The organism is Rhodoferax antarcticus ANT.BR (genome assembly GCF_001938565.1).
Taxonomy (GTDB): Bacteria; Pseudomonadota; Gammaproteobacteria; order Burkholderiales; family Burkholderiaceae_C; genus Rhodoferax; species Rhodoferax antarcticus.
This window is the reverse complement of record NZ_MSYM01000011.1, coordinates 304099-323525: the sequence shown is the minus strand read 5'-3', so window position 1 is coordinate 323525 and position 19427 is coordinate 304099. Positions and strand designations below refer to the sequence as shown.

Here is a 19427-nt window from a genome sequence, read left to right as displayed (position 1 = left end):
CTGGCCATGGATAGATCACTTGGTTTCGGGTCTACACCCAGCGACTCGAAACTAGAAGTTTCCTTCCAGTTAACGCCCTATTCGGACTCGATTTCTCTACGGCTTCCCTATTCGGTTAACCTTGCCACTGAATGTAAGTCGCTGACCCATTATACAAAAGGTACGCAGTCACCCTTGCGGGCTCCTACTTTTTGTAAGCATGCGGTTTCAGGATCTATTTCACTCCCCTCCCGGGGTTCTTTTCGCCTTTCCCTCACGGTACTAGTTCACTATCGGTCAATGATGAGTATTTAGCCTTGGAGGATGGTCCCCCCATATTCAGACAGGATTACACGTGTCCCGCCCTACTTGTCGCAAGCTCAGTATCACACATCTCTTTTCGCATACAGGGCTATCACCTGCTATGGCCAGACTTTCCAGACTGTTTTGCTAAGAGTTATGCTATCACTTGCAGGCTTCTCCGATTTCGCTCGCCACTACTTTCGGAATCTCGGTTGATGTCTTTTCCTCGAGCTACTGAGATGTTTCAGTTCACCCGGTTCGCCTCGCATGACTATGTATTCATCATGCGATACCTTTGCAGGTGGGTTTCCCCATTCGGAAATCTCCGGATCAAAGCTAATTTGCCAGCTCCCCGAAGCTTATCGCAGGCTATCACGTCCTTCGTCGCCTATCATTGCCAAGGCATCCACCACATGCTCTTATTCACTTGACCCTATAACTTTGACATCTCAACAGAGGATCCTTGCGGACTCTTTCGAAATACCATCGTTCTATCAAGGAATGTTTGTCAGGTCTTTCACCTGACGCGTTATGCCGTATTCAATTTAACTTGAATAACTCGAATTTCAAACGTGAAGTCTGATATTCATTTTGACGCAATCAAAAATTTGTCACTAGCGGCACGGTGTGCACTAAACCTTTACGAATGTGCACTTTCCGCTAGCAACGCTGATTAAACTCTATAAATTGTTAAAGAACAGCCACCCATCTTTACGGATGGGCCAATGTTGATCAAGCTATCTTGATCAACAACAAAGAGGCCTCAGACACTTCAACCTGAAGCCGCTTTGGTGTTGAATAAACACGCAGCAGATAAGTATTACTAAACCGTTGGTGGAGGTGACAGGACTCGAACCCGCTACCTACTGCTTGCAAAGCAGCCGCTCTCCCAGCTGAGCTACACCCCCCAAGCCAGAAAGAATTATTGGATAGCCAAAATCACTGATATAGCCCGACACTGGTGGGTCTGGTTGGTCTCGAACCAACGACCCCCGCCTTATCAAGACGGTGCTCTAACCAACTGAGCTACAGACCCAAGTCGGTCACTTGCGACCATGGCTTTTCACCGCAGTCATCAGCGACTTGACTTTCCAACAACCGATAAGTGTGAGCGTTCAATTTGAGAAACTTTTGTTTCCAGAAAGGAGGTGATCCAGCCGCACCTTCCGATACGGCTACCTTGTTACGACTTCACCCCAGTCACGAACCCTGCCGTGGTAATCGCCCTCCTTGCGGTTAAGCTAACTACTTCTGGCAGAACCCGCTCCCATGGTGTGACGGGCGGTGTGTACAAGACCCGGGAACGTATTCACCGTGACATTCTGATCCACGATTACTAGCGATTCCGACTTCACGTAGTCGAGTTGCAGACTACGATCCGGACTACGACTGGCTTTATGGGATTAGCTCCCCCTCGCGGGTTGGCAACCCTTTGTACCAGCCATTGTATGACGTGTGTAGCCCCACCTATAAGGGCCATGAGGACTTGACGTCATCCCCACCTTCCTCCGGCTTGTCACCGGCAGTCTCATTAGAGTGCCCAACTGAATGTAGCAACTAATGACAAGGGTTGCGCTCGTTGCGGGACTTAACCCAACATCTCACGACACGAGCTGACGACAGCCATGCAGCACCTGTGTTACGGCTCTCTTTCGAGCACCCCTCTATCTCTAAAGGGTTCCGTACATGTCAAAGGTGGGTAAGGTTTTTCGCGTTGCATCGAATTAAACCACATCATCCACCGCTTGTGCGGGTCCCCGTCAATTCCTTTGAGTTTCAACCTTGCGGCCGTACTCCCCAGGCGGTCAACTTCACGCGTTAGCTTCGTTACTGAGTCAGTAAAGACCCAACAACCAGTTGACATCGTTTAGGGCGTGGACTACCAGGGTATCTAATCCTGTTTGCTCCCCACGCTTTCGTGCATGAGCGTCAGTACAGGTCCAGGGGATTGCCTTCGCCATCGGTGTTCCTCCGCATATCTACGCATTTCACTGCTACACGCGGAATTCCATCCCCCTCTACCGTACTCTAGCCTTGCAGTCACAAATGCAGGTCCCAGGTTGAGCCCGGGGATTTCACATCTGTCTTACAAAACCGCCTGCGCACGCTTTACGCCCAGTAATTCCGATTAACGCTCGCACCCTACGTATTACCGCGGCTGCTGGCACGTAGTTAGCCGGTGCTTATTCTTACGGTACCGTCATTAGCCCTCTTTATTAGAAAGAGCCGTTTCGTTCCGTACAAAAGCAGTTTACAACCCGAAGGCCTTCATCCTGCACGCGGCATTGCTGGATCAGGCTTGCGCCCATTGTCCAAAATTCCCCACTGCTGCCTCCCGTAGGAGTCTGGACCGTGTCTCAGTTCCAGTGTGGCTGGTCGTCCTCTCAGACCAGCTACAGATCGTCGCCTTGGTGAGCTTTTATCCCACCAACTAGCTAATCTGATATCGGCCGCTCCAATCGCGCGAGGCCCTTGCAGGTCCCCCGCTTTCATCCAGAGATCGTATGCGGTATTAGCACAGCTTTCGCTGCGTTATCCCCCACGACTGGGCACGTTCCGATATATTACTCACCCGTTCGCCACTCGCCACCAGGATTGCTCCCGTGCTGCCGTTCGACTTGCATGTGTAAGGCATGCCGCCAGCGTTCAATCTGAGCCAGGATCAAACTCTATAGTTCGATCTTGAATTTTTTGCACATCTCTGTGCAACTCATAAATTGGAATCAACGTGAACTTCATTTCTGAATTTCACATCTTTTTTACTTCATGAGCGTTTTTAGCCAATTAAGACTAAGTTCTAAAGAACTTGAGCCCCTCGCTTCAAACGCCCACGCTTATCGGCTGTATGTTTTTAATGATCTCTCAAGCAGCTTTTACCGCTTGCCTTCTTGCTCCACTGTGATCAGCGAAGCCTTGTATTATTGCACAACTTTTCGCCTTTGCAAAGTTCTTTTAAACTATTTTCGTTTTATGAGGCCTGCTGCTTCCGATTCCTAGATCCTGTACCGGTCAGGAACTGATCTAAGCCGCTGAATCAGACTCTCAGCGATTGCTGTTGGCGGTAAAACTTCATCGGCAGCGCCATAAAGCATGGCTTCCCTTGGCATGCCGAACACAATGCACGACGCTTCGTCCTGAACGTAGTTGTAGCTGCCTGCGTCCTTCATTTCACGCAAAGCTTGGGCACCATCGTTACCCATGCCAGTGAGCAAAACTCCGCAAGCGTTGCGACCGACCAATTTTGCTGCTGATTTGAAAAGCACCTCGACAGATGGCTTATGTCGGTTCACAGGCGGACAATCTTCCACGACTGCGAGGTAATTTGCACCGCTTCGATCTACACGGAACTGAGTGCCACCTGGCGCAATGTAGGCGTGACCAGGTAACAGTCGCTCACCGTTAACAGCTTCCCTCACAGCAAGTTTGCTCAACCCGTTCAGCCTGGCGGCAAAAGTCTTAGTAAATCCGGGTGGCATGTGCTGGGTGACAAGCACTGCAGGAAAATTCGCAGGCAACCTAACCAAAATCTCTTTGATGGCCTCGGTTCCCCCCGTGGAAGCGCCAATAAAAACCAACTTTTCAGTCGAAAAGCTCGCCCCTGTCGCCCGCACTGACGGCGTGATGGGTGCTGTGTCTTTCTGTGCCGTCGAACTAACCGCCGATGCGGGCGCGATCCTCCGAACATTTGCCTGAGACGCAGCACGAACTTTGTCGACTATTTGATCAGAGAGTTCGCGCAGCCCATCAGCCAGGCCGAGCCGCGGCTTTGAAACAAAATCAACAGCGCCTAACTCGAGCGCCTTCAATGTCGCTTCAGCGCCTCGCTCCGTCAGGGTAGAGATCATGACCACTGGTGTGGGGCGAAGCCGCATCAGGCGACCTAGAAAATCAAGGCCATCCATGCGAGGCATTTCAATATCCAGGGTGATCACATCGGGATTGAGCTCCCTGATCATCTCGCGAGCGATTAACGGATCATTGGCAACCCCAACACATGCCATGTCAGATTGACGGTTGATGATTTCTGAAAGCAGGCTGCGAACCAAAGCCGAGTCATCAACGACGAGGACGCGAATCGTTTTCAACCTGGTTCCTCAAAACAAGTCAACAGAGCCACCAGACGTTGAACGCACCACCGCCGCTGCACTGCCTTTGCGCTCCTCGACCGCCAGGGTCTCGGGATGCGCATGCGCCAAACGCTTGACCAATACTTTTCCCGATGTCGGAAAAAAGCAAACCTTTCGTGGATGAATATCTAAAACGTCTTGTGAGACAACAGGAATACGCTCAGTCGCCAAATAATCGAGTACAAATTTGGTGTTTCTCTCGCCAACATTCATCGACGTAAAACCGGCCATGACTTGAGCGCCGCCGAACACCTTGGCTTGCATGGACTCCCTCCTAGCACCCAACTTCAGCAAATGGTTGATCAATAACTCCATGGCGTAGGATCCGTACCGTCCACCGCCCTCAGTACCATCACCCTCTGGAAGCATGAAATGGTTCATGCCACCAGCACGCACACGGCCATCCCAAATACACGCTGCAATGCATGATCCAAGCACCGTCATCACCATCAAATCCTGATTGGAAACGAAGTACTCCCCAGGTAAAACCTTCACTGCGTCGTACTGAAAGTGGTGATCCGCATAAAAGAATGACGCCTCGCCTGGAACACGCGGAAGGGCCTTTAAACGCTCCAATTGGGACACACGCGCACTCATGAAACTCCTTTGCAAGTCTGGCGTCTGTGCAGACACCCGACTTGAAGCCAATGGAGACTCGCTCATAGATAAGCCAGCAACCTGGCATCAGATGTAAACAAGACTTCTGAAAAGGGCGGCACATCAGGTTTATGTTCGCGCATACACCGTTTTGCCTTTCAGAACAAAGAGGTCCCGGGACTCACTGAAATTCTCAGCATGCCCTACAAACAGCAGCCCCCCCGGAGACATAACTCGGTGAATTCGCTCAAGGACTTTGCGCTGCGTCGGCCCATCAAAATAAATCATGACATTTCGACAGAACACGACTTCGAACAAATCCTGAATCGGCCACGAGTCCCGCACCAAATTGACAATTCTGAACTCGACCAGTTTTTGCAAGTCTGGCTTGACCCGGACCATGCCTGCGTTGGCGCCTTTTCCACGTAGAAAAAATTCTTTGAACTGGGCATCACTGATGTTTTTCAAATTTTCAACCCGGTAAACACCAGCGGCGGCGGCGGCAAGGACTTTTGAATCGATATCACTCGCGACAAGGGACAAGTTGGGATGCGCCCCTAAGGCGTTCGTCGCCGTCATCAATATTGAATAAGGCTCTTCGCCCGTTGAGGCTGCGCAACACCAGACGCGCCATTTGCTTATTTGGCGATTAGCCGTCAGGTAATCGTGAAAAATCTTGAAATGATGGTTTTCACGAAAAAATGATGTCAAGTTAGTGGTCAGAGCGTTAATGAACTCCTGCCACTCAGGGCCCTCACTTGACTCCAGCCAAGACAAATATTCATTGAAACTTCTATGCCCGGTCTCACGCAAGCGACGCGACAACCGACTGTAGACCATTGCATGCTTACCATTGTGCAGGCTGATGCCGGCATGTTGGTAGATGAGCTTTTGGACACGGTCAAAGTCAGCGTCAGACCAGGAAAACTCCCTGCTCTGCATGTCGGCGGAGTTGTTGCCCTGCCCGGCCGACAAAGCCACAGAATCGATCATGAGGGGTATGTTTTCAGTGATTACACGTCAGCGACCAAACCCATATCTGCGTCAGACATCAATTTTTCGATATCAAGAAGAATCAGCATCCGATCCGAGAGCGAGCCCAGCCCGATGATGGCATCTGAGTTGATGATGCTCTCAATGTCTGGCGCAGCACGCATCTGTTCGGGCACCAAGCCCATCACATCGCTGACCGAGTCCACCACGATACCCACGATGCGCTGGTGTAGATTCAGAATGATGACAACCGTAAAGGCGTCGTAATTCGCGTTGGCACAATTGAATTTCAGGCGCATATCCACAATAGGAACAATGGTGCCACGCAGGTTCACAACGCCCTTGATAAAGGGTGGAGCGTTGGCTATGCGGGTAGGCGGTTCGTAGCCGCGAATTTCCTGAACCTTCAAGATATCGATGCCGTATTCCTCTTGATCGAGGCGAAAGGTCAAATACTCGCAAACCTTGGCATTTGACTCCTCATTTGTTTTATCCATACCGCTTGAATCCTTCATGACTTGGGCTACTGAAAAGTTAATGTCGTGAACGGCGAACCAAAGCACCGGTGTCCAAAATGAGCGCTACCTTGCCATCTCCAAGAATCGTCGCACCGGAGACGTTGGGAACCTTCCGGTAGTTTGACTCGAGATTCTTGACAACCACCTGTTGCTGCCCGAGCAACTCATCCACCAACAAAACCACCCTGCTGCCGTCCGCTTCAATCACCACCATGATGTCGCTGGTCTTATCAGAGTCGTACCTCGGAACTTGGAAGACCTTCTCCAATTCGATCACCGGCATATATTCGTCACGCACCTTGACCAACTGGGCCCCCTGCCCAACCGTACTCACCGCATCAGACCTGACCTGAAAAGACTCCACCACGGAAGACAGCGGCAATATGTACACCTCATTGCCAACGCCCACCGACATGCCATCCATGATGGCCAGCGTCAAAGGAAGGCGCACCGACACCTTCATGCCATAGCCTTCCGACGACTCAATCTCAACCGTGCCATTCAAAGAAGCAATGTTTCGCTTGACCACGTCCATCCCGACACCGCGACCCGACACATCCGTCACCACCTCTGCCGTGGAGAAACCCGGCGCAAAGATCAGCTGCCAAACCTCGGCGTCTGACATCTGATCTGACACATCCAGCCCACGTTCCCGGGCCTTGGTCAGAATTTTCTGCCGTGACATGCCTTTGCCGTCATCACGGACCTCAATGACGATCGAGCCCCCCTGATGAGCCGCTGAGAGTGTGATCGTGCCAGTCTCTGGTTTGCCAGCCCGAATTCGTTCATGCGGGCTCTCAATGCCGTGGTCACAACTGTTTCTCACCAGATGCGTTAGCGGATCGGTAATTTTTTCAACCAACCCCTTGTCCAATTCAGTGGCCTCGCCTTGAGTCACAAAATCCACTTTCTTTCCAAGCTTTCCTGCCAAATCTCGCAACATCCGGGGGAAACGACTGAACACGATTGACATTGGAATCATCCGAATGGACATCACCGACTCTTGCAAGTCACGTGTATTGCGATCCAAATCGGTCAAACCCGTCAGCAACTGCTGGTATACAGCCGGATCCAATGCCCGGCTATTTTGCGCCAACATGGCCTGCGTGATGACCAACTCTCCCACCAAGTTGATGAGTTGATCCACCTTGCTGATCGCAACGCGAATAGTCGCCGCCTCAGGCTGCATATTGCCGACAACTGGCACCTTGGCGGCGCTTGGCGAGGACTTGGCAACACCCGAATCCATCGGCTGAGTTGCTAGCAGCGCAGATTCTGACGTCCGGTCATGCGCTGGCGGTGCGCCTGGCGCGCCATCGAAGAAACCAAAGCCTGGCGATGCCGTTGCAGCGTCCTGAGCGGGCAAAGACTGCTCGCCGGCAGGACCCCGCGGATCACCTAAGAGTTCTGGTGAGACCATATCGCGTATAACCACATGCTCTCTGGACACATGGAAAGCAAATAAATCAAGCAGGTCCTCGTTGCTGGAAGTGGTCTGAACCTCAAAAACACGGGCGTCAGCTGCGACTTCGCCAGACGTGTGGGGTTTGATCTCGCCCAGTCCGGGGATATCGCGAAACAACTCCACAACAGCGTCTGCCTGGGCCGGTTGATCGAGATTGATGAAGCTAATTTCAAGTTGACGCATACCTCCACCAGCACTCTCGGCGACGCCTGTTGGTGCAGTGGCAGAGGGCGGTGACTCGACAAATACGGGTTTGGCTGGCTCGGGAGCCTTGCTCGCCAAAGGCGGCGGAATTTCACCAGCCACCAAGGCTCGAATCCGGCTGACCAGGTTTCCGGTCGCCGGACCTTGGCCGACATTTCCTGACTGATGGCAGGCCAGAAGGGCCCGGGATGAGTCAGCAGATTCAAGCAACACATCGACCATCGCCGCATTTGGCTTGAGTTCATGGCGCCGCAGTTTGTCCAGCAACGACTCCATTTGATGAGTCAGCTCCGCCACATCAGAAAAACCAAAGGTTGCTGCACCGCCTTTGACCGAATGCGCGCAGCGAAAAATACCATTGAGTTCTTCATCATCTGCTGTTTCCAGATTCAAACTCAGCAGCATCTGCTCCATCAAGTCCAGATTTTCACCTGCCTCTTCAAAGAAGATCTGATAAAACTGGCTCAGGTCAAAGTCTGCACTTGACCCACCGCTCTCATGATGCACTTCAGCCATAGCCGTCTCCAGAAATCGAATATTGTGAATCGGCGCAAAAACGCCGCTACTTAATGACTTTTTTGATGACCTCAATGAGCCTGCTTGGGTCAAACGGCTTGACCAACCAGCCGGTCGCACCAGCGGCCCGGCCAGCCTGCTTCATGAGATCGCTGGACTCCGTGGTCAGCATCAAAATCGGAACTGTTTTGAAGTGCGGATGCTCGCGCAGCTTTCGCGTCAGGCCTAGCCCGTCCATGCGGGGCATGTTCTGGTCAGTCAGTACCAGATCAATGGGTTGATCCTGTGCTTTCTCAAAGGCATCTAAGCCGTCAACCGCCTCAATGACCTTGTACCCAGCGCCAATCAAGGTAAATGACACCATCTTGCGCATGGATGGCGAATCATCAACGGTGAGAATGACAGGCATGGGCAACTCCAACAATATCAAAATAACTCAATTGATCCCGCCTGCATCTCGTCTTGCGTCACCGGGTTGGGTCGATCTGGCACATCGTCCACAAACGGAACAGCTTCACCGTCCTCGGACCCCATCGCGTCCGAGGCCAGACGATAAGCACAGCCTTGCAGAATCTTAGAGGTGTGCACAATGAGCTGAGAGGCCATGTCCTGAAACTGAAGTTCGGTCACCGCAGCATTCAAAGTAGCGCGAACGCTTTCCAACTCACGCAGGGTTGCCAAAGCCGGGTCTGACAAATCAGCACTCGCTGAGGCAAACCGCTGCATCAACCTGTCCATCGTGTATGCCAGCAAGCCGTCAAGCCGCTTCAAATCATGCACAACCACCAACAATGAATCCTGAACCTCAGCCACCAGCATCACTGGCAAAGCCACAGTCGGGGTTGAAAATGTTGGTTGAAGCGACGTCTGCAATGAAATCTCCGCTCAAGGCACCTTAAAACAAGCAAAATCAAACCTACGGATGATCATAGCGCCAATCATGCTCGACGAAGACCAACAACAGCACCCTACATTGCGAGTACTTCATCTTGAAGACTCCCCACAAGACCACCTATTGGTCAAGCGCGAGTTCCAAAAATCTGGGGAACCGCTGGAGATCTTGTGCGTTGAAAATCTGCCTGCCTTTGAACAGGCTTTGACAGCGACACGCTTCGATGTGGTGCTGGCCGACTACCGCCTACCGGGATTCACGGCGTTGGACGCCTGGCAGGTGATGCAGCGTCTGTCCATTCGCCTGCCTTTCGTCTTGCTCTCTGGCGCCATCGGCGAGACGGCCGCTGTCCAGGCGATCCAGGCGGGCATGAGCGATTACCTGCCCAAGGAAGATCTGGCCAAGCTGCGTCATGTGACGCAGCGCGCTATTGAGACGCACCGCATCGTGCTGGCCAGGGAACACGCCGACGCTGAACTGCTGCAATCCCAGCGGCAGCTGGCCAGCTTTGCCGAGCAGCTCCAACTCACCATTGAGCAGGAGCGCGCTGCGATTGCCCGGGAGATCCACGATGACATCGGTGGCTCGCTGGCAGCCATACGCTTCGACTTGGCCTGGATCAGCCGACACACCCTGGACACCACGATGCTGACGCATGTTGATGCCGCCACCGAGATGCTGCAGCATGCGGTGCAAGCCAGCCAGCGCATCATGATGAGCCTTCGCCCGGCCATCCTTGACCAAGGTCTGGCGGCAGCTATGCAATGGCTCGGCGACAGTTTTTCACGCCGAACAGGCATCGCGACCCAAATCAAGGCTCAGTTGCAAACTGAGCAACTTCCCAAAGCGATCCAGTTGGCCGCTTACAGGACCGCGCAAGAAGCCCTGACCAACGCCAGCAAACACGCCCAGTGCACACAGGTCAAAATCGATCTTGTCGGTGATGAACACTTTTTAACGCTGGAAATTGCCGACAATGGCCAAGGTATGACCGAAACTACGGCCCCGCAAGGGAGCGGCTTCGGCTTGAACGGGCTCAAAGAGCGCGCCAAAACCGTGGGGGGCTGGTTGGATGTCAGCAGCCACAAGGGCAAGGGCACCTCCATCACCCTGTCCATTCCCCTCAACGGCCAAGTTTCTCAACCTCCTGACGACACAAGAACGGTGGCACCATGATTCGCGTCATTTTGTGTGATGACCATGCTATGACCCGGCGCGGCATCAAAGACACCCTGGCTGAAGCGGTTGACATTCAGGTCGTTGCTGAAACCGGCTCTTATTCCGAAGTCCGCGACGCCTTGCGAACCCACCCGTGTGACGTGCTGGTGCTTGACATCAACCTGCCTGGGCGCAGTGGCCTGGAAGTACTGGCCAGCTTGAGAGAGGTTGACTCACCCATCAGGGTCCTGATGGTGTCCATGTTCCCGGAAGACCAATACGCCATTCGCTGCCTAAAAGCCGGCGCGCAGGGCTACCTCAACAAAGCTGGCGACCCGGCAGACTTGGTCACTGCTGTGCGCACCGTGGCCCAGGGGCGCAAATACGTCACGCCCAGCGTCGCCCAAATGCTGGTGGACAACCTTAACGCCCCGGAAAACACCAGCCTGCACGCCAGCTTGTCAGAGCGCGAGTTGCAAACCCTGCTGAAAATCGCCTCGGGCAAGCGCTTGTCGGACATTGCGGAAGAACTCATGCTGAGCCCTAAAACGGTCAGCGTTTACCGGGCGCGGGTGCTGGAGAAGCTCAGGCTGACTAACAACGCCGAATTGACGGTTTACGCCATCCGCAACGACCTGGTCTGACCGCGCCAGTTATTTGATGGCAAAAACGTCGATGGCACGCTGCATCAAGGCCATCACCGGCGCATCAATCATCGGCAAAGTGGCCGCCATACCAATCAGCCCCACCGACAAGGTGACCGGAAAGCCGATGGCGTAGATGTTCATCTGCGGCGCCACTCGGGACACGATTCCCAGTGCCAGATTGGCAAACAACAGCATGCCAACCATGGGCAGCGCGATCCACAAACCGCTGGCAAACAGATCCACCCCCAAATCCAGCACCTTCATCTGTTTCAGGGCTTCTAGAAAGTTCTGATCGACCGGAAAATTCTGAAAACTCTTGATCACCGCCATCAGCACCAGCAGATGACCGTTCATCGCAACGAACATAAACAAGGTCATTTGACTGAAAAACCGACCGACTGCGCTGGCTTGCCCCCCTATCGACGGGTCAAAAAACGTGGCAAAGCTCAAGCCCATTTGAAAGCCGACCACTTCACCGGCCAACTCCACTGCGGCAAACACCACCCGAATGGCAAAACCAATGGCCAACCCGACCACCACCTGTTGAAAAACAGCGCCCAAGGCGGCGCTGTCAGTGATGCTGATCACCGGCTGCTGACCCAAGGTAGGTTGCGCCGCCAAGGCCACAAAAAAAGCCAGCCCAATGCGGGCACGCACCGGAAACGCTTTGGAAGACAGCACCGGCGCCGAGGTAAACACCGCCAAGGTGCGCAAAAACGGCCAGATCAGCGGCGACAGCCAGGCTGTCAACTGCGCTTCTGAAAAAGTGATCACGGCCAGTGCCTGACTACATCACCGCCGACGGAATGGACTCGAAGGTACGCCGGATGTAATCCACCAAGGTCGTCAACATCCAGGGCCCAGCCAGCGCGAACACTGCCATAGCCGCTATTAATTTAGGAACAAACGCCAGGGTTGCCTCGTTGATCTGGGTCACCGCCTGAAACAGGCTGATCAACAAACCCACCACCAAGATCACCCCCAACACGGGTGCTGACACCATCAGCATCATGATCAGGGCATCCTGCCCCATGGTTAGCACCATTTGCGCGTTCATTGTCTGCCCTCAGGTAACAAAACTGGCGGCCAGGGAGCCGATCAGCAGGTTCCAACCATCAGCCAGCACAAAGATCATCAGCTTGAAAGGCAGCGCCACTAGCACTGGTGACAACATCATCATGCCCAAAGACATCAATACGCTGGCCACCACAATATCAATCACCAAAAAAGGAATGAAGATCATGAAGCCGATCTGAAACGCTGACTTCAACTCGCTGATGACAAACGCCGGAATCAGCACCCGCATGGGTGCGGTCGTGGCATCGGTTTTAACATCGAGTTTGGCCAGTTTGACAAACAGCGCCAAGTCCGACTGCCGCGTCTGTTTGCTCATGAATTCGCGCATCGGTGCCTCTGCCTTGGGCAAAGCCTGCTCAAAAGTCAGCGTGTTGTTGTTGTAAGGCAGATAGGCGTCGGCATAAACCTTGTCCAGCGTCGGCCCCATGACAAACAGCGTGAGAAACAGTGCCAAACCCACCACCACCTGATTGGGCGGCGCTGACTGCGTCCCCAGCGCCTGACGCAGCAAGGAGAGCACAATCACGATGCGGGTAAAACTCGTCATCATCAGCAAAATGGCGGGCAGAAAAGACAGCGCGGTGAAAAACAACAGTGTCTGGATCGGCACCGAAAAACTCGTACCCGAGCCACCGGTCCCCACCAGCAGCGGCAGTTGTGCGTTGTTTTGTGCCAGCGTCACTGCATGCAAGGTTAACAACAAAATTGCCGTCAAGCCCTTATAAAAACTGCGCTGAATGCTATGATTTTTAAATACTTTCATCGAGAAGCCTACTTCTCCAACGGCGTCACCGGCACGTCTTGTATACGGGCTACATCCAACTGACCTGGCACCGCAGCCATGGTGTGCAGACAGGTAATGTTCTGCGCGGTAACACCCAGCGTCAGCCAGACCCGCGCCTCCGTTGGCCCCACTTCAACGGTCACCACCCGCTGATGCGGCCCCACCGCCACAGCGGACACCACTTTGGAGGCCGCACCATTGCCGGTGACACCCCCACCCATGCGGCGCTGCAACCATTTCAGCCCAAACGGAAGAGCCGCCAGAATGCCCAGGGCAAAAACGAGGGGCAACCACGCGGATACCATGGCTGCCTCCTAGCCTTTGCTAACCCGGCGCAGGCGCTCTGAAGGCGTCACCACATCGGTCAGGCGGATACCAAACTTGTCGTTCACCACCACCACCTCGCCCTGCGCGATCAGGTAGCCGTTCACCAGTACATCCATGGGCTCACCCGCCAGTGCGTCCAGCTCCACCACCGAACCCTGACCGAGTTGCAGAATGTGCTTGATCGGCACCTTGGTGCGGCCCAATTCCACCGACAGCAGCACCGGAATATCCAGCACGCGGTTGATGTCATTGATAGGAATATCGTTGTTGCTGCCAGAGGATGAAAACGAGCGCGAGTGATCTTCTGACAGAACTCCGCCAGGTTCGGGCGTGGCGTCTGCGGCCTTTTGCTCCAGCAGGGCCTCGGCCCAGTCGGCCAGGCCGTCGTCTTCAGCGGGTTTGTCGTCAGTTGACATGTCGTTCACCTTTCCAGTTGAGGTCATTGCTCCTCAAACATCTGTCAATTTTGAGAGCATATTTTGCATTGTGAGTACCGTATTGACACTCAAAAAGCGGTACGCCATCCACCTTGGCCTGAATGCGCGGCTGGCGATCGAGTTCAATGAAATCACCCGGTTTCATCGCCAGCAACTGCTCCACCGTGGCGTCAGCGTGTGCCAGCTCAGCGACCAGCACCACTTCAGCAGCCTGAATTTCCTGCGTCAGCACGTTCACCCATCGCCTGTCCACCTCCATCGAGTCACCTTGCGTTGACGAGTACAACACATCGCGGATCGGCTCCAGCGTGGCATAGGGCATGCAAAAGTGAATAGCGCCAGCGATTTCACCAATTTCGAGTTGAAACGAGGTCGACACCACGATTTCGCTCGGCGTGGCAATGTTGGCAAACTGCGGTTGCATCTCCGAGCGCTGGTAATCCAGCTCCAGCGGGTAGATGCCAACCCAGGCTTTCTTGTATTCGTCGGTGATCACATCCACCAGCCGGTTGATCACCCGCTGCTCGGTGGCAGAAAAATCACGCCCTTCAATGCGGGTTTGAAACTTGCCAATGCCGCCATAAAGCGACTCGATCACGCCAAACACCAGCGCCGGCTCACACACAATCATGCCGCTACCGCGCAGCGGGCGTATCGCCACGATATTGAAATTGGTAGGCACCGCCAGTTCACGCAAGAAGGCGCTGTAGCGCTGCACCGTCACCGGGCCTACTGAAATCTCCGGGCTGCGGCGGACAAAGTTGAACAGCCCGACGCGCAGGTTGCGGGCAAATCGCTCATTGACAATTTCCATGGTGGGCATGCGCCCACGCACGATGCGCTCTTGGCTGGAAATGTTATAGGCGCGAACCTCGCCGCTTTCGGCAACCTCCTCGGCGAGCTTCTGACTCTCGCCGGTAACGCCTTCCAGCAGTGCGTCAACTTCTTCTTGCGATAGGAAAGATTCACTCATGGCTAGGCCAACACTTTACTGAACGATCAAGCTGGAAAACAACACACCCACCACCGGGTACTCCACCTTGGCCTTTTTGCGCACCTTTTTACCCGGCTCTGGCTCCGCTTCGCTACCGCCGCCAAAAGGCCGGGACGCTTCCAGCAAAATATCCTCGATCAGCTTTTGCTTGCCTTCGGCAGACAGCAGCTCGACCGCTGTGCGCTGCGACAACAGCATCAGCACACTGCTGCGAATGATTGGCATATACGCCTTGACGATCTCTGACGCCTTGGCGTCCCGCAATTGCAGCGTGATGCCTACCTGCGCCACTCGATCGCCGCCTTCGTCGGCCAGATTCACCACCATGTTGTCCATCGGCAGGTACGCCGGCAATGTCTTTTTATCGTCGTGAGAGCCCGCGGCATTCGCAACAGACTCGCCGCCCCCTTCGTCTTCAAAAGCCGCTGCGGCTGCCGCGCGTTGTTTGCTGATGTACAAAAACGCACCGCCGCCGCCCAGTGCAAGCACAACTACCGCAGCAATGATGATGATCAACATCTTCTTGCTTTTAGCGGGCTTGGCGACTACTGCCTCGGCTACTTCAGGTTTGGTGGCCACGATGGTTCCTTGGATACGTTAGACAAGGGCATTATTTGACACGGTGGTTGTCGTGATCCACAGATAAGCGGCCCAACGACAGCACATCTGTCCTGCTAGTGAGTCTAACGTCAGACGTACAGGTCAAGCGCTTGCCCAACGGCGGCGTTGGCCACCCGCGTGCTGCTGGCCCGCGCGGGCTCCACAGACACCAGCGTGGTCTGGCGCGCGCCTGGCCTGGGTTGGCGACCATTGTCCTGGGCGCCGCCCCGGCCAGAGGTGCCAACTGACATACCGGTCAATTGCAAACCCTCGCTCGACAGCATGGCCTTGAGCTGCGCAGACGCACTCTCCAGCACCTGACGCACTTCGGGCATATTGCTTCTGAAGTCAATCTGCGCTTCGTCACCGTCCACCGAGATCCTTACTTCCACCGGCTCATCACCCAAGCCGTCCAGCGTCAGCTCGGCGCTTTGCACGCCATTGGTCGCCCAATAACTCACGGTTTCTGCCACCGCACCCTCTGCCACCACGGCAGACGCTGCGGCCACTTCATACGTGGGGCTGATGCCCAGCCGACCGCCTACGGTGCCGCCCAGAGCACCTTCCAGACCGGAGCGTGGTTGCCCGGTGGCTGGCCTGTTCGCCCGAGGGTCTGCCGAGCCCGGCAACACAGCAGCGTTTAGCAGGATCGGCGTTGCGCGACTGGCATCCAGTGCCGCCAAAGCGGGTTGATGGCCCGGCTGCAAGCTGGCCTGGCGAAGTTCCGCTTGCGCCTGAACAGCGGCGTGTGACTGTGACGCCCGGCGATGGCCCAGCAAGGTTGCCACATCGGTGTTTCCAGCGGCAGGCTTTGAGCCAGCATCGCCAAGATCAAGCTTGGTCTCGGAAGCAGCACGTGACTTGGACGCGAGCTGCGTGGCCAAAAGTGCGCTGGCTGAGCCTGGGCGCACTGCTGTATCCGCAGGCGCTGCTGGCAGCGCATCAGGTATTAAATTAGGAGCTATCAGCGCTTGTAAATCAAGGACTAGAGGCACATTTTTCTCTTTATCTTCTGGCATATCAGACGCCACCAGAGCCGCATCAGCTCCGCCCAGAATGCCATCTCCAGCCTCAGCCGGGGCATCCGATGCTGACAACAAACTCATCAAACCAGCAAACCCTCCACCGGCAGCGGCGTCCCCTGGCGCACCTGCAGCACCCACGCGAGCCGATGCAGTGGCGCGGTTGGCCCCCGTAGACGCGTTCTTGGCACCCTCCGGGGCACGGGTTGTTTCGATCGTCATGTTTCATTCTCCGCTTGAAGGCGCTGTTGGCGCTGTGATTGCTGGCTGGCAAATTCGTCCATCTGCTTTTGTTCCTGGCGCTGGCGTGCTTGGTTAATGCTGCCCTGCCGGGTGGCCACGACCTGTTTGAAACTCATCAGCCGAAATTCGGCGCTGAGCAGCACTTGGCGCGCCGCGTCCACGCGCTGCCGGTTACTGGCTAGCACGCCGTCTTGCAGTTGAACCGCCTGGTTCAACCGCGACATGAATTGGTAATGATGGCGCAGCATCTCGGGCGATGCGCTGACCTGTGCACCCTGCATCCAGCGTTGTTCGGTTTCCTGGGCGTATTGCTGCAATTGATGCATCTGGTCTTGCGCAAAGGCTTCTGCGTGCTGGTTTCTCTGCAGCTGCGTCTGCGCCTCATCGCGCCGGGCAGTGGCTAGATCGATGGCAAGTAACAAGCCGCTTCGGTGAGTCATAGTGCTACTTTCTGCTCACCGGGGTCAGGGCGTCACGCATACCATCCAGACTCGCAGCCATGGGCGCGGCCTCAAACATGTCCTGCTGCAGAAATTGAATCATCGGCTCATGCAGGGCAATGGCTTCGTCCAGGGCCGGGTCTGAGCCGCTCGCGTAGGCACCGATCTGCACCAGATCTCGCGCTTTTTCATAGCGCGAGTAAGTGGCCTTGAAATTGCGCGCCAGCTCAAAATGCTCACGCGACGCCACGTTGTGCATCACCCGCGAGGCAGACTGCTCAATGTCAATGGCCGGAAAGTGCCCAGCCTCAGCCAGAGAACGTGACAGCACGATGTGACCATCCAAAATAGCGCGCGCTGCGTCGGCAATCGGGTCCTGCTGATCGTCCCCCTCCGACAGCACGGTATAAAAAGCGGTGATCGACCCAATACCGTGCAGCCCGTTGCCACTGCGCTCCACCAATTGCGGCATCTTGGCAAAGCACGACGGCGGATAGCCTTTGGTGGCGGGCGGCTCGCCAATGGCCAGCGCAATCTCGCGTTGCGCCATGGCGTAGCGGGTGAGCGAATCCATCAGCAGCAGCACATGCTTGCCTTTGTCACGAAAGCTCTCCGCCACAGCGGTGGCGTAAGCGGCACCTTGCATGCGCAACAGCGGCGGCGCATCCGCTGGCGCGGCTACCACCACCGAGCGGGCGCGACCCTCATCGCCCAGAATGTCTTCAATGAATTCCTTGACCTCGCGACCGCGCTCACCAATCAACCCGACCACAATCACATCCGCCTGGGTATAGCGCGCCATCATGCCCATCAACACACTTTTACCCACGCCTGATCCGGCAAACAGGCCGAGCCGTTGACCCCGCCCCACGGTAAGCAAGGCGTTAATGGCGCGGATGCCGGTGTCCAGGGTTTCGCGCACCGGGGCGCGGTCCATGGCGTTGATGGGTTTTCGGTCCAGCGGGACAGAGCTCACGTTTTGCAACGGCCCTTTGTAATCCATCGGCGCGCCATGCGCGTCGACCACCCGGCCCAGCAACCCCTCGCCCAGCGGCAGAAGCAGCACGCCCAGGGTACGCACCCGATCGGTCTGGCGGCGCTCACCGAGACGGGGCACCACCACATAGGCGGGCGCGGGCTCCACACTGGCGCCACTGGACAGGCCATGCACATCGCCCGCAGGCATCAAAAAGGCGCGGTCGCCGGAAAACCCCACCACCTCAGTCAACACCGGTGGCTGCGATTTGGAGCGAATCCAGCACTGCGAACCCACCGGCACCCGAATGCCTACCGCTTCAAGCACCAAACCGGCCAAGCGCGTCAGCGTACCGCGCATCTCCAGTTGGGTGCCAGTTTCCACCCTTTTCTGTGCATCGGTCAAAAAATTGGACCACTTGAGGGTGGCGTCAAGCTGGTTCATCAGCTACCTCCCAAACACTGCTTAGCCCAAGCGTAGCGATGGCTCTTTGCCATCTTTTTTGTAGCGTTCCATCAATCACACAGCCCGCAGACTCGACCAGGCAGCCACCCGGCAGCACATCCGCGTCAGCACGCAGGCTCAGACCCATACCGGCAAAGTCTGCCTGGATTTGCTCGCCCAGCACCGCCAGGTCTTGGGGGTTCAGCTTGACCACCGCGGTTTTGAACTCGGTGCCCAGCAGACCAATGGCCTCGCTCAGCACCGGCATGACCACTTGCGGGTTGACGATCAGCTCATGGCGCAAAACTTGGCGTGCCAGTTCGCAAGACAGTGACAGCACGCCCTGCGCCATCGCTTGTTCAGCGGCATCCAACCCGCGCTGCGCCGCCGCAAAAAATTCAGCGAATCTGGCGGCAGCTTCTTGCGCCTGGTTGTCTGTGAATGCTTGTATCTGGCGTTGCGCTTCAGCCTGCGCCTGCAGCTTGCCCTGCTCCAGGCCGGCCGCATAACCGTCTTGATACACCTGCTGCATCTGCGACTCGGTCTGAACAGTCGATTCTTCTACCTCACGCGCCTTGACCCGGGCAGCCAGCAATTGGGCAGCCGTATTAATTGAGCCAAACTGCCACTGCTCAACCGCATCAATTTCTTCACCAGGGATAAAACGCGCGTAATTCCGCATGG

At 55.4% G+C, this 19427-nt stretch carries 20 protein-coding genes, 2 tRNA genes and 2 rRNA genes; 2 read left to right on the top strand and 22 right to left on the bottom strand.

What is annotated here, in order from left to right; genetic code table 11:
* From BLL52_RS08545 to BLL52_RS08495, 11 genes are all read right to left on the bottom strand, one after another.
* Nucleotides 1–715, bottom strand: a 23S ribosomal RNA gene (locus BLL52_RS08545); the annotation flags it as partial.
* 399 nt (nucleotides 716–1114) lie between these two features.
* Nucleotides 1115–1190 (bottom strand) — tRNA-Ala (locus BLL52_RS08540).
* 51 nt (nucleotides 1191–1241) lie between these two features.
* Nucleotides 1242–1318 (bottom strand) — tRNA-Ile (locus tag BLL52_RS08535).
* A gap of 105 nt (nucleotides 1319–1423) precedes the next feature.
* Nucleotides 1424–2960, bottom strand: a 16S ribosomal RNA gene (locus BLL52_RS08530).
* Between the two features lie 315 nt (nucleotides 2961–3275).
* The gene (locus tag BLL52_RS08525; protein ID WP_075586253.1) at nucleotides 3276–4367 is read right to left on the bottom strand and encodes a protein-glutamate methylesterase/protein-glutamine glutaminase; all 1092 of its coding nucleotides are present in this window, start codon (nucleotides 4365–4367) and stop codon (nucleotides 3276–3278) included.
* Nucleotides 4368–4376: 9 nt separating this feature from the next.
* The gene (gene cheD / locus BLL52_RS08520; RefSeq protein ID WP_075586252.1) at nucleotides 4377–5006 is read right to left on the bottom strand and encodes a chemoreceptor glutamine deamidase CheD; all 630 of its coding nucleotides are present in this window, start codon (nucleotides 5004–5006) and stop codon (nucleotides 4377–4379) included.
* Between the two features lie 129 nt (nucleotides 5007–5135).
* Complete coding sequence (locus BLL52_RS08515) at nucleotides 5136–5999, bottom strand: CheR family methyltransferase (protein ID WP_075586251.1); 864 nt, start codon at nucleotides 5997–5999, stop codon at nucleotides 5136–5138.
* A gap of 20 nt (nucleotides 6000–6019) precedes the next feature.
* On the bottom strand, nucleotides 6020–6496 hold the full coding sequence (locus BLL52_RS08510) for a chemotaxis protein CheW (RefSeq protein ID WP_139313343.1): 477 nt from the start codon (nucleotides 6494–6496) through the stop codon (nucleotides 6020–6022).
* A 37-nt stretch (nucleotides 6497–6533) separates the two neighbouring features.
* The gene (locus tag BLL52_RS08505) at nucleotides 6534–8702 is read right to left on the bottom strand and encodes a chemotaxis protein CheW (protein ID WP_075586249.1); all 2169 of its coding nucleotides are present in this window, start codon (nucleotides 8700–8702) and stop codon (nucleotides 6534–6536) included.
* A gap of 46 nt (nucleotides 8703–8748) precedes the next feature.
* Nucleotides 8749–9111: a response regulator gene (locus tag BLL52_RS08500; RefSeq protein WP_075586290.1), complete on the bottom strand. Its 363-nt coding sequence runs from the start codon at nucleotides 9109–9111 to the stop codon at nucleotides 8749–8751.
* A gap of 17 nt (nucleotides 9112–9128) precedes the next feature.
* Nucleotides 9129–9521, bottom strand: coding sequence for a hypothetical protein (locus BLL52_RS08495; protein WP_075586248.1), 393 nt, complete (start codon nucleotides 9519–9521; stop codon nucleotides 9129–9131).
* Between the two features lie 121 nt (nucleotides 9522–9642).
* Here BLL52_RS08495 and BLL52_RS08490 point away from each other — a divergent pair, with 121 nt between their 5' ends.
* Together BLL52_RS08490 and BLL52_RS08485 are read left to right on the top strand one after the other, a co-directional pair.
* Nucleotides 9643–10770 (top strand): hybrid sensor histidine kinase/response regulator, encoded by a 1128-nt coding sequence (locus BLL52_RS08490; RefSeq protein WP_083633859.1) that lies wholly within the window; start codon nucleotides 9643–9645, stop codon nucleotides 10768–10770.
* Nucleotides 10767–11396 (top strand): response regulator, encoded by a 630-nt coding sequence (locus BLL52_RS08485; RefSeq protein ID WP_075586246.1) that lies wholly within the window; start codon nucleotides 10767–10769, stop codon nucleotides 11394–11396. The genes BLL52_RS08490 and BLL52_RS08485 overlap by 4 nt, the downstream gene beginning before the upstream one ends.
* Before the next feature lie 9 nt (nucleotides 11397–11405).
* On the opposite strand, the gene fliR is transcribed toward BLL52_RS08485, so the two are convergent.
* The 11 genes from fliR to BLL52_RS08430 form a co-directional block, all read right to left on the bottom strand.
* The gene (fliR, locus tag BLL52_RS08480) at nucleotides 11406–12173 is read right to left on the bottom strand and encodes a flagellar biosynthetic protein FliR (RefSeq protein WP_075586245.1); all 768 of its coding nucleotides are present in this window, start codon (nucleotides 12171–12173) and stop codon (nucleotides 11406–11408) included.
* Between the two features lie 13 nt (nucleotides 12174–12186).
* A complete protein-coding gene (gene fliQ / locus BLL52_RS08475) occupies nucleotides 12187–12456 on the bottom strand; it encodes a flagellar biosynthesis protein FliQ (RefSeq protein ID WP_075586244.1) in 270 nt (89 codons plus the stop codon).
* Nucleotides 12457–12465: 9 nt separating this feature from the next.
* Nucleotides 12466–13239 carry a flagellar type III secretion system pore protein FliP gene (fliP, locus tag BLL52_RS08470; RefSeq protein WP_083633856.1) on the bottom strand — a complete coding sequence of 258 codons (774 nt, stop codon included), beginning with the start codon at nucleotides 13237–13239 and terminating at the stop codon, nucleotides 12466–12468.
* An 8-nt stretch (nucleotides 13240–13247) separates the two neighbouring features.
* Nucleotides 13248–13565, bottom strand: a complete 318-nt coding sequence (locus BLL52_RS08465; protein WP_075586243.1) for a FliO/MopB family protein — start codon at nucleotides 13563–13565, stop codon at nucleotides 13248–13250.
* Nucleotides 13566–13574: 9 nt separating this feature from the next.
* The gene (fliN, locus tag BLL52_RS08460) at nucleotides 13575–14003 is read right to left on the bottom strand and encodes a flagellar motor switch protein FliN (protein ID WP_075586242.1); all 429 of its coding nucleotides are present in this window, start codon (nucleotides 14001–14003) and stop codon (nucleotides 13575–13577) included.
* Complete coding sequence (fliM, locus tag BLL52_RS08455) at nucleotides 13993–14997, bottom strand: flagellar motor switch protein FliM (RefSeq protein ID WP_075586241.1); 1005 nt, start codon at nucleotides 14995–14997, stop codon at nucleotides 13993–13995. The genes fliN and fliM overlap by 11 nt, the downstream gene beginning before the upstream one ends.
* Before the next feature lie 15 nt (nucleotides 14998–15012).
* The gene (locus tag BLL52_RS08450; RefSeq protein ID WP_241839083.1) at nucleotides 15013–15597 is read right to left on the bottom strand and encodes a flagellar basal body-associated FliL family protein; all 585 of its coding nucleotides are present in this window, start codon (nucleotides 15595–15597) and stop codon (nucleotides 15013–15015) included.
* Nucleotides 15598–15707: 110 nt separating this feature from the next.
* On the bottom strand, nucleotides 15708–16862 hold the full coding sequence (locus BLL52_RS19945; protein WP_083633855.1) for a flagellar hook-length control protein FliK: 1155 nt from the start codon (nucleotides 16860–16862) through the stop codon (nucleotides 15708–15710).
* On the bottom strand, nucleotides 16859–17323 hold the full coding sequence (gene fliJ, locus BLL52_RS08440; protein WP_075586240.1) for a flagellar export protein FliJ: 465 nt from the start codon (nucleotides 17321–17323) through the stop codon (nucleotides 16859–16861). Before fliJ ends, BLL52_RS19945 begins: the two co-directional genes overlap by 4 nt.
* A gap of 4 nt (nucleotides 17324–17327) precedes the next feature.
* Entirely contained in the window at nucleotides 17328–18743 is a 1416-nt protein-coding gene (gene fliI, locus BLL52_RS08435) for a flagellar protein export ATPase FliI (RefSeq protein ID WP_075586239.1), read from the bottom strand.
* Nucleotides 18730–19425: a FliH/SctL family protein gene (locus tag BLL52_RS08430; RefSeq protein WP_075586238.1), complete on the bottom strand. Its 696-nt coding sequence runs from the start codon at nucleotides 19423–19425 to the stop codon at nucleotides 18730–18732. Before BLL52_RS08430 ends, fliI begins: the two co-directional genes overlap by 14 nt.
* Nucleotides 19426–19427: the final 2 nt, after the last annotated feature.

Bases quoted from the DNA above. Each gene is read 5' to 3' on its own strand.
- fliJ (WP_075586240.1), bottom strand. From the start codon at position 17,323: ATGACTCACCGAAGCGGCTTGTTACTTGCCATCGATCTAGCCACTGCC.
- BLL52_RS08430 (WP_075586238.1), bottom strand. From the start codon at position 19,425: ATGCGGAATTACGCGCGTTTTATCCCTGGTGAAGAAATTGATGCGGTT.
- fliI (WP_075586239.1), bottom strand. From the start codon at position 18,743: ATGAACCAGCTTGACGCCACCCTCAAGTGGTCCAATTTTTTGACCGAT.
- BLL52_RS08465 (WP_075586243.1), bottom strand. From the start codon at position 13,565: ATGGTATCCGCGTGGTTGCCCCTCGTTTTTGCCCTGGGCATTCTGGCG.
- BLL52_RS08495 (WP_075586248.1), bottom strand. From the start codon at position 9,521: ATGCTGGTGGCTGAGGTTCAGGATTCATTGTTGGTGGTTGTGCATGAT.
- BLL52_RS08510 (WP_139313343.1), bottom strand. From the start codon at position 6,496: ATGGATAAAACAAATGAGGAGTCAAATGCCAAGGTTTGCGAGTATTTG.
- cheD (WP_075586252.1), bottom strand. From the start codon at position 5,006: ATGAGTGCGCGTGTGTCCCAATTGGAGCGTTTAAAGGCCCTTCCGCGT.
- BLL52_RS08490 (WP_083633859.1), top strand. From the start codon at position 9,643: ATGCTCGACGAAGACCAACAACAGCACCCTACATTGCGAGTACTTCAT.
- BLL52_RS08505 (WP_075586249.1), bottom strand. From the start codon at position 8,702: ATGGCTGAAGTGCATCATGAGAGCGGTGGGTCAAGTGCAGACTTTGAC.
- BLL52_RS08500 (WP_075586290.1), bottom strand. From the start codon at position 9,111: ATGCCTGTCATTCTCACCGTTGATGATTCGCCATCCATGCGCAAGATG.
- fliN (WP_075586242.1), bottom strand. From the start codon at position 14,003: ATGTCAACTGACGACAAACCCGCTGAAGACGACGGCCTGGCCGACTGG.
- fliM (WP_075586241.1), bottom strand. From the start codon at position 14,997: ATGAGTGAATCTTTCCTATCGCAAGAAGAAGTTGACGCACTGCTGGAA.
- BLL52_RS08515 (WP_075586251.1), bottom strand. From the start codon at position 5,999: ATGATCGATTCTGTGGCTTTGTCGGCCGGGCAGGGCAACAACTCCGCC.
- BLL52_RS08485 (WP_075586246.1), top strand. From the start codon at position 10,767: ATGATTCGCGTCATTTTGTGTGATGACCATGCTATGACCCGGCGCGGC.
- fliP (WP_083633856.1), bottom strand. From the start codon at position 13,239: ATGAAAGTATTTAAAAATCATAGCATTCAGCGCAGTTTTTATAAGGGC.
- fliQ (WP_075586244.1), bottom strand. From the start codon at position 12,456: ATGAACGCGCAAATGGTGCTAACCATGGGGCAGGATGCCCTGATCATG.
- BLL52_RS19945 (WP_083633855.1), bottom strand. From the start codon at position 16,862: ATGACGATCGAAACAACCCGTGCCCCGGAGGGTGCCAAGAACGCGTCT.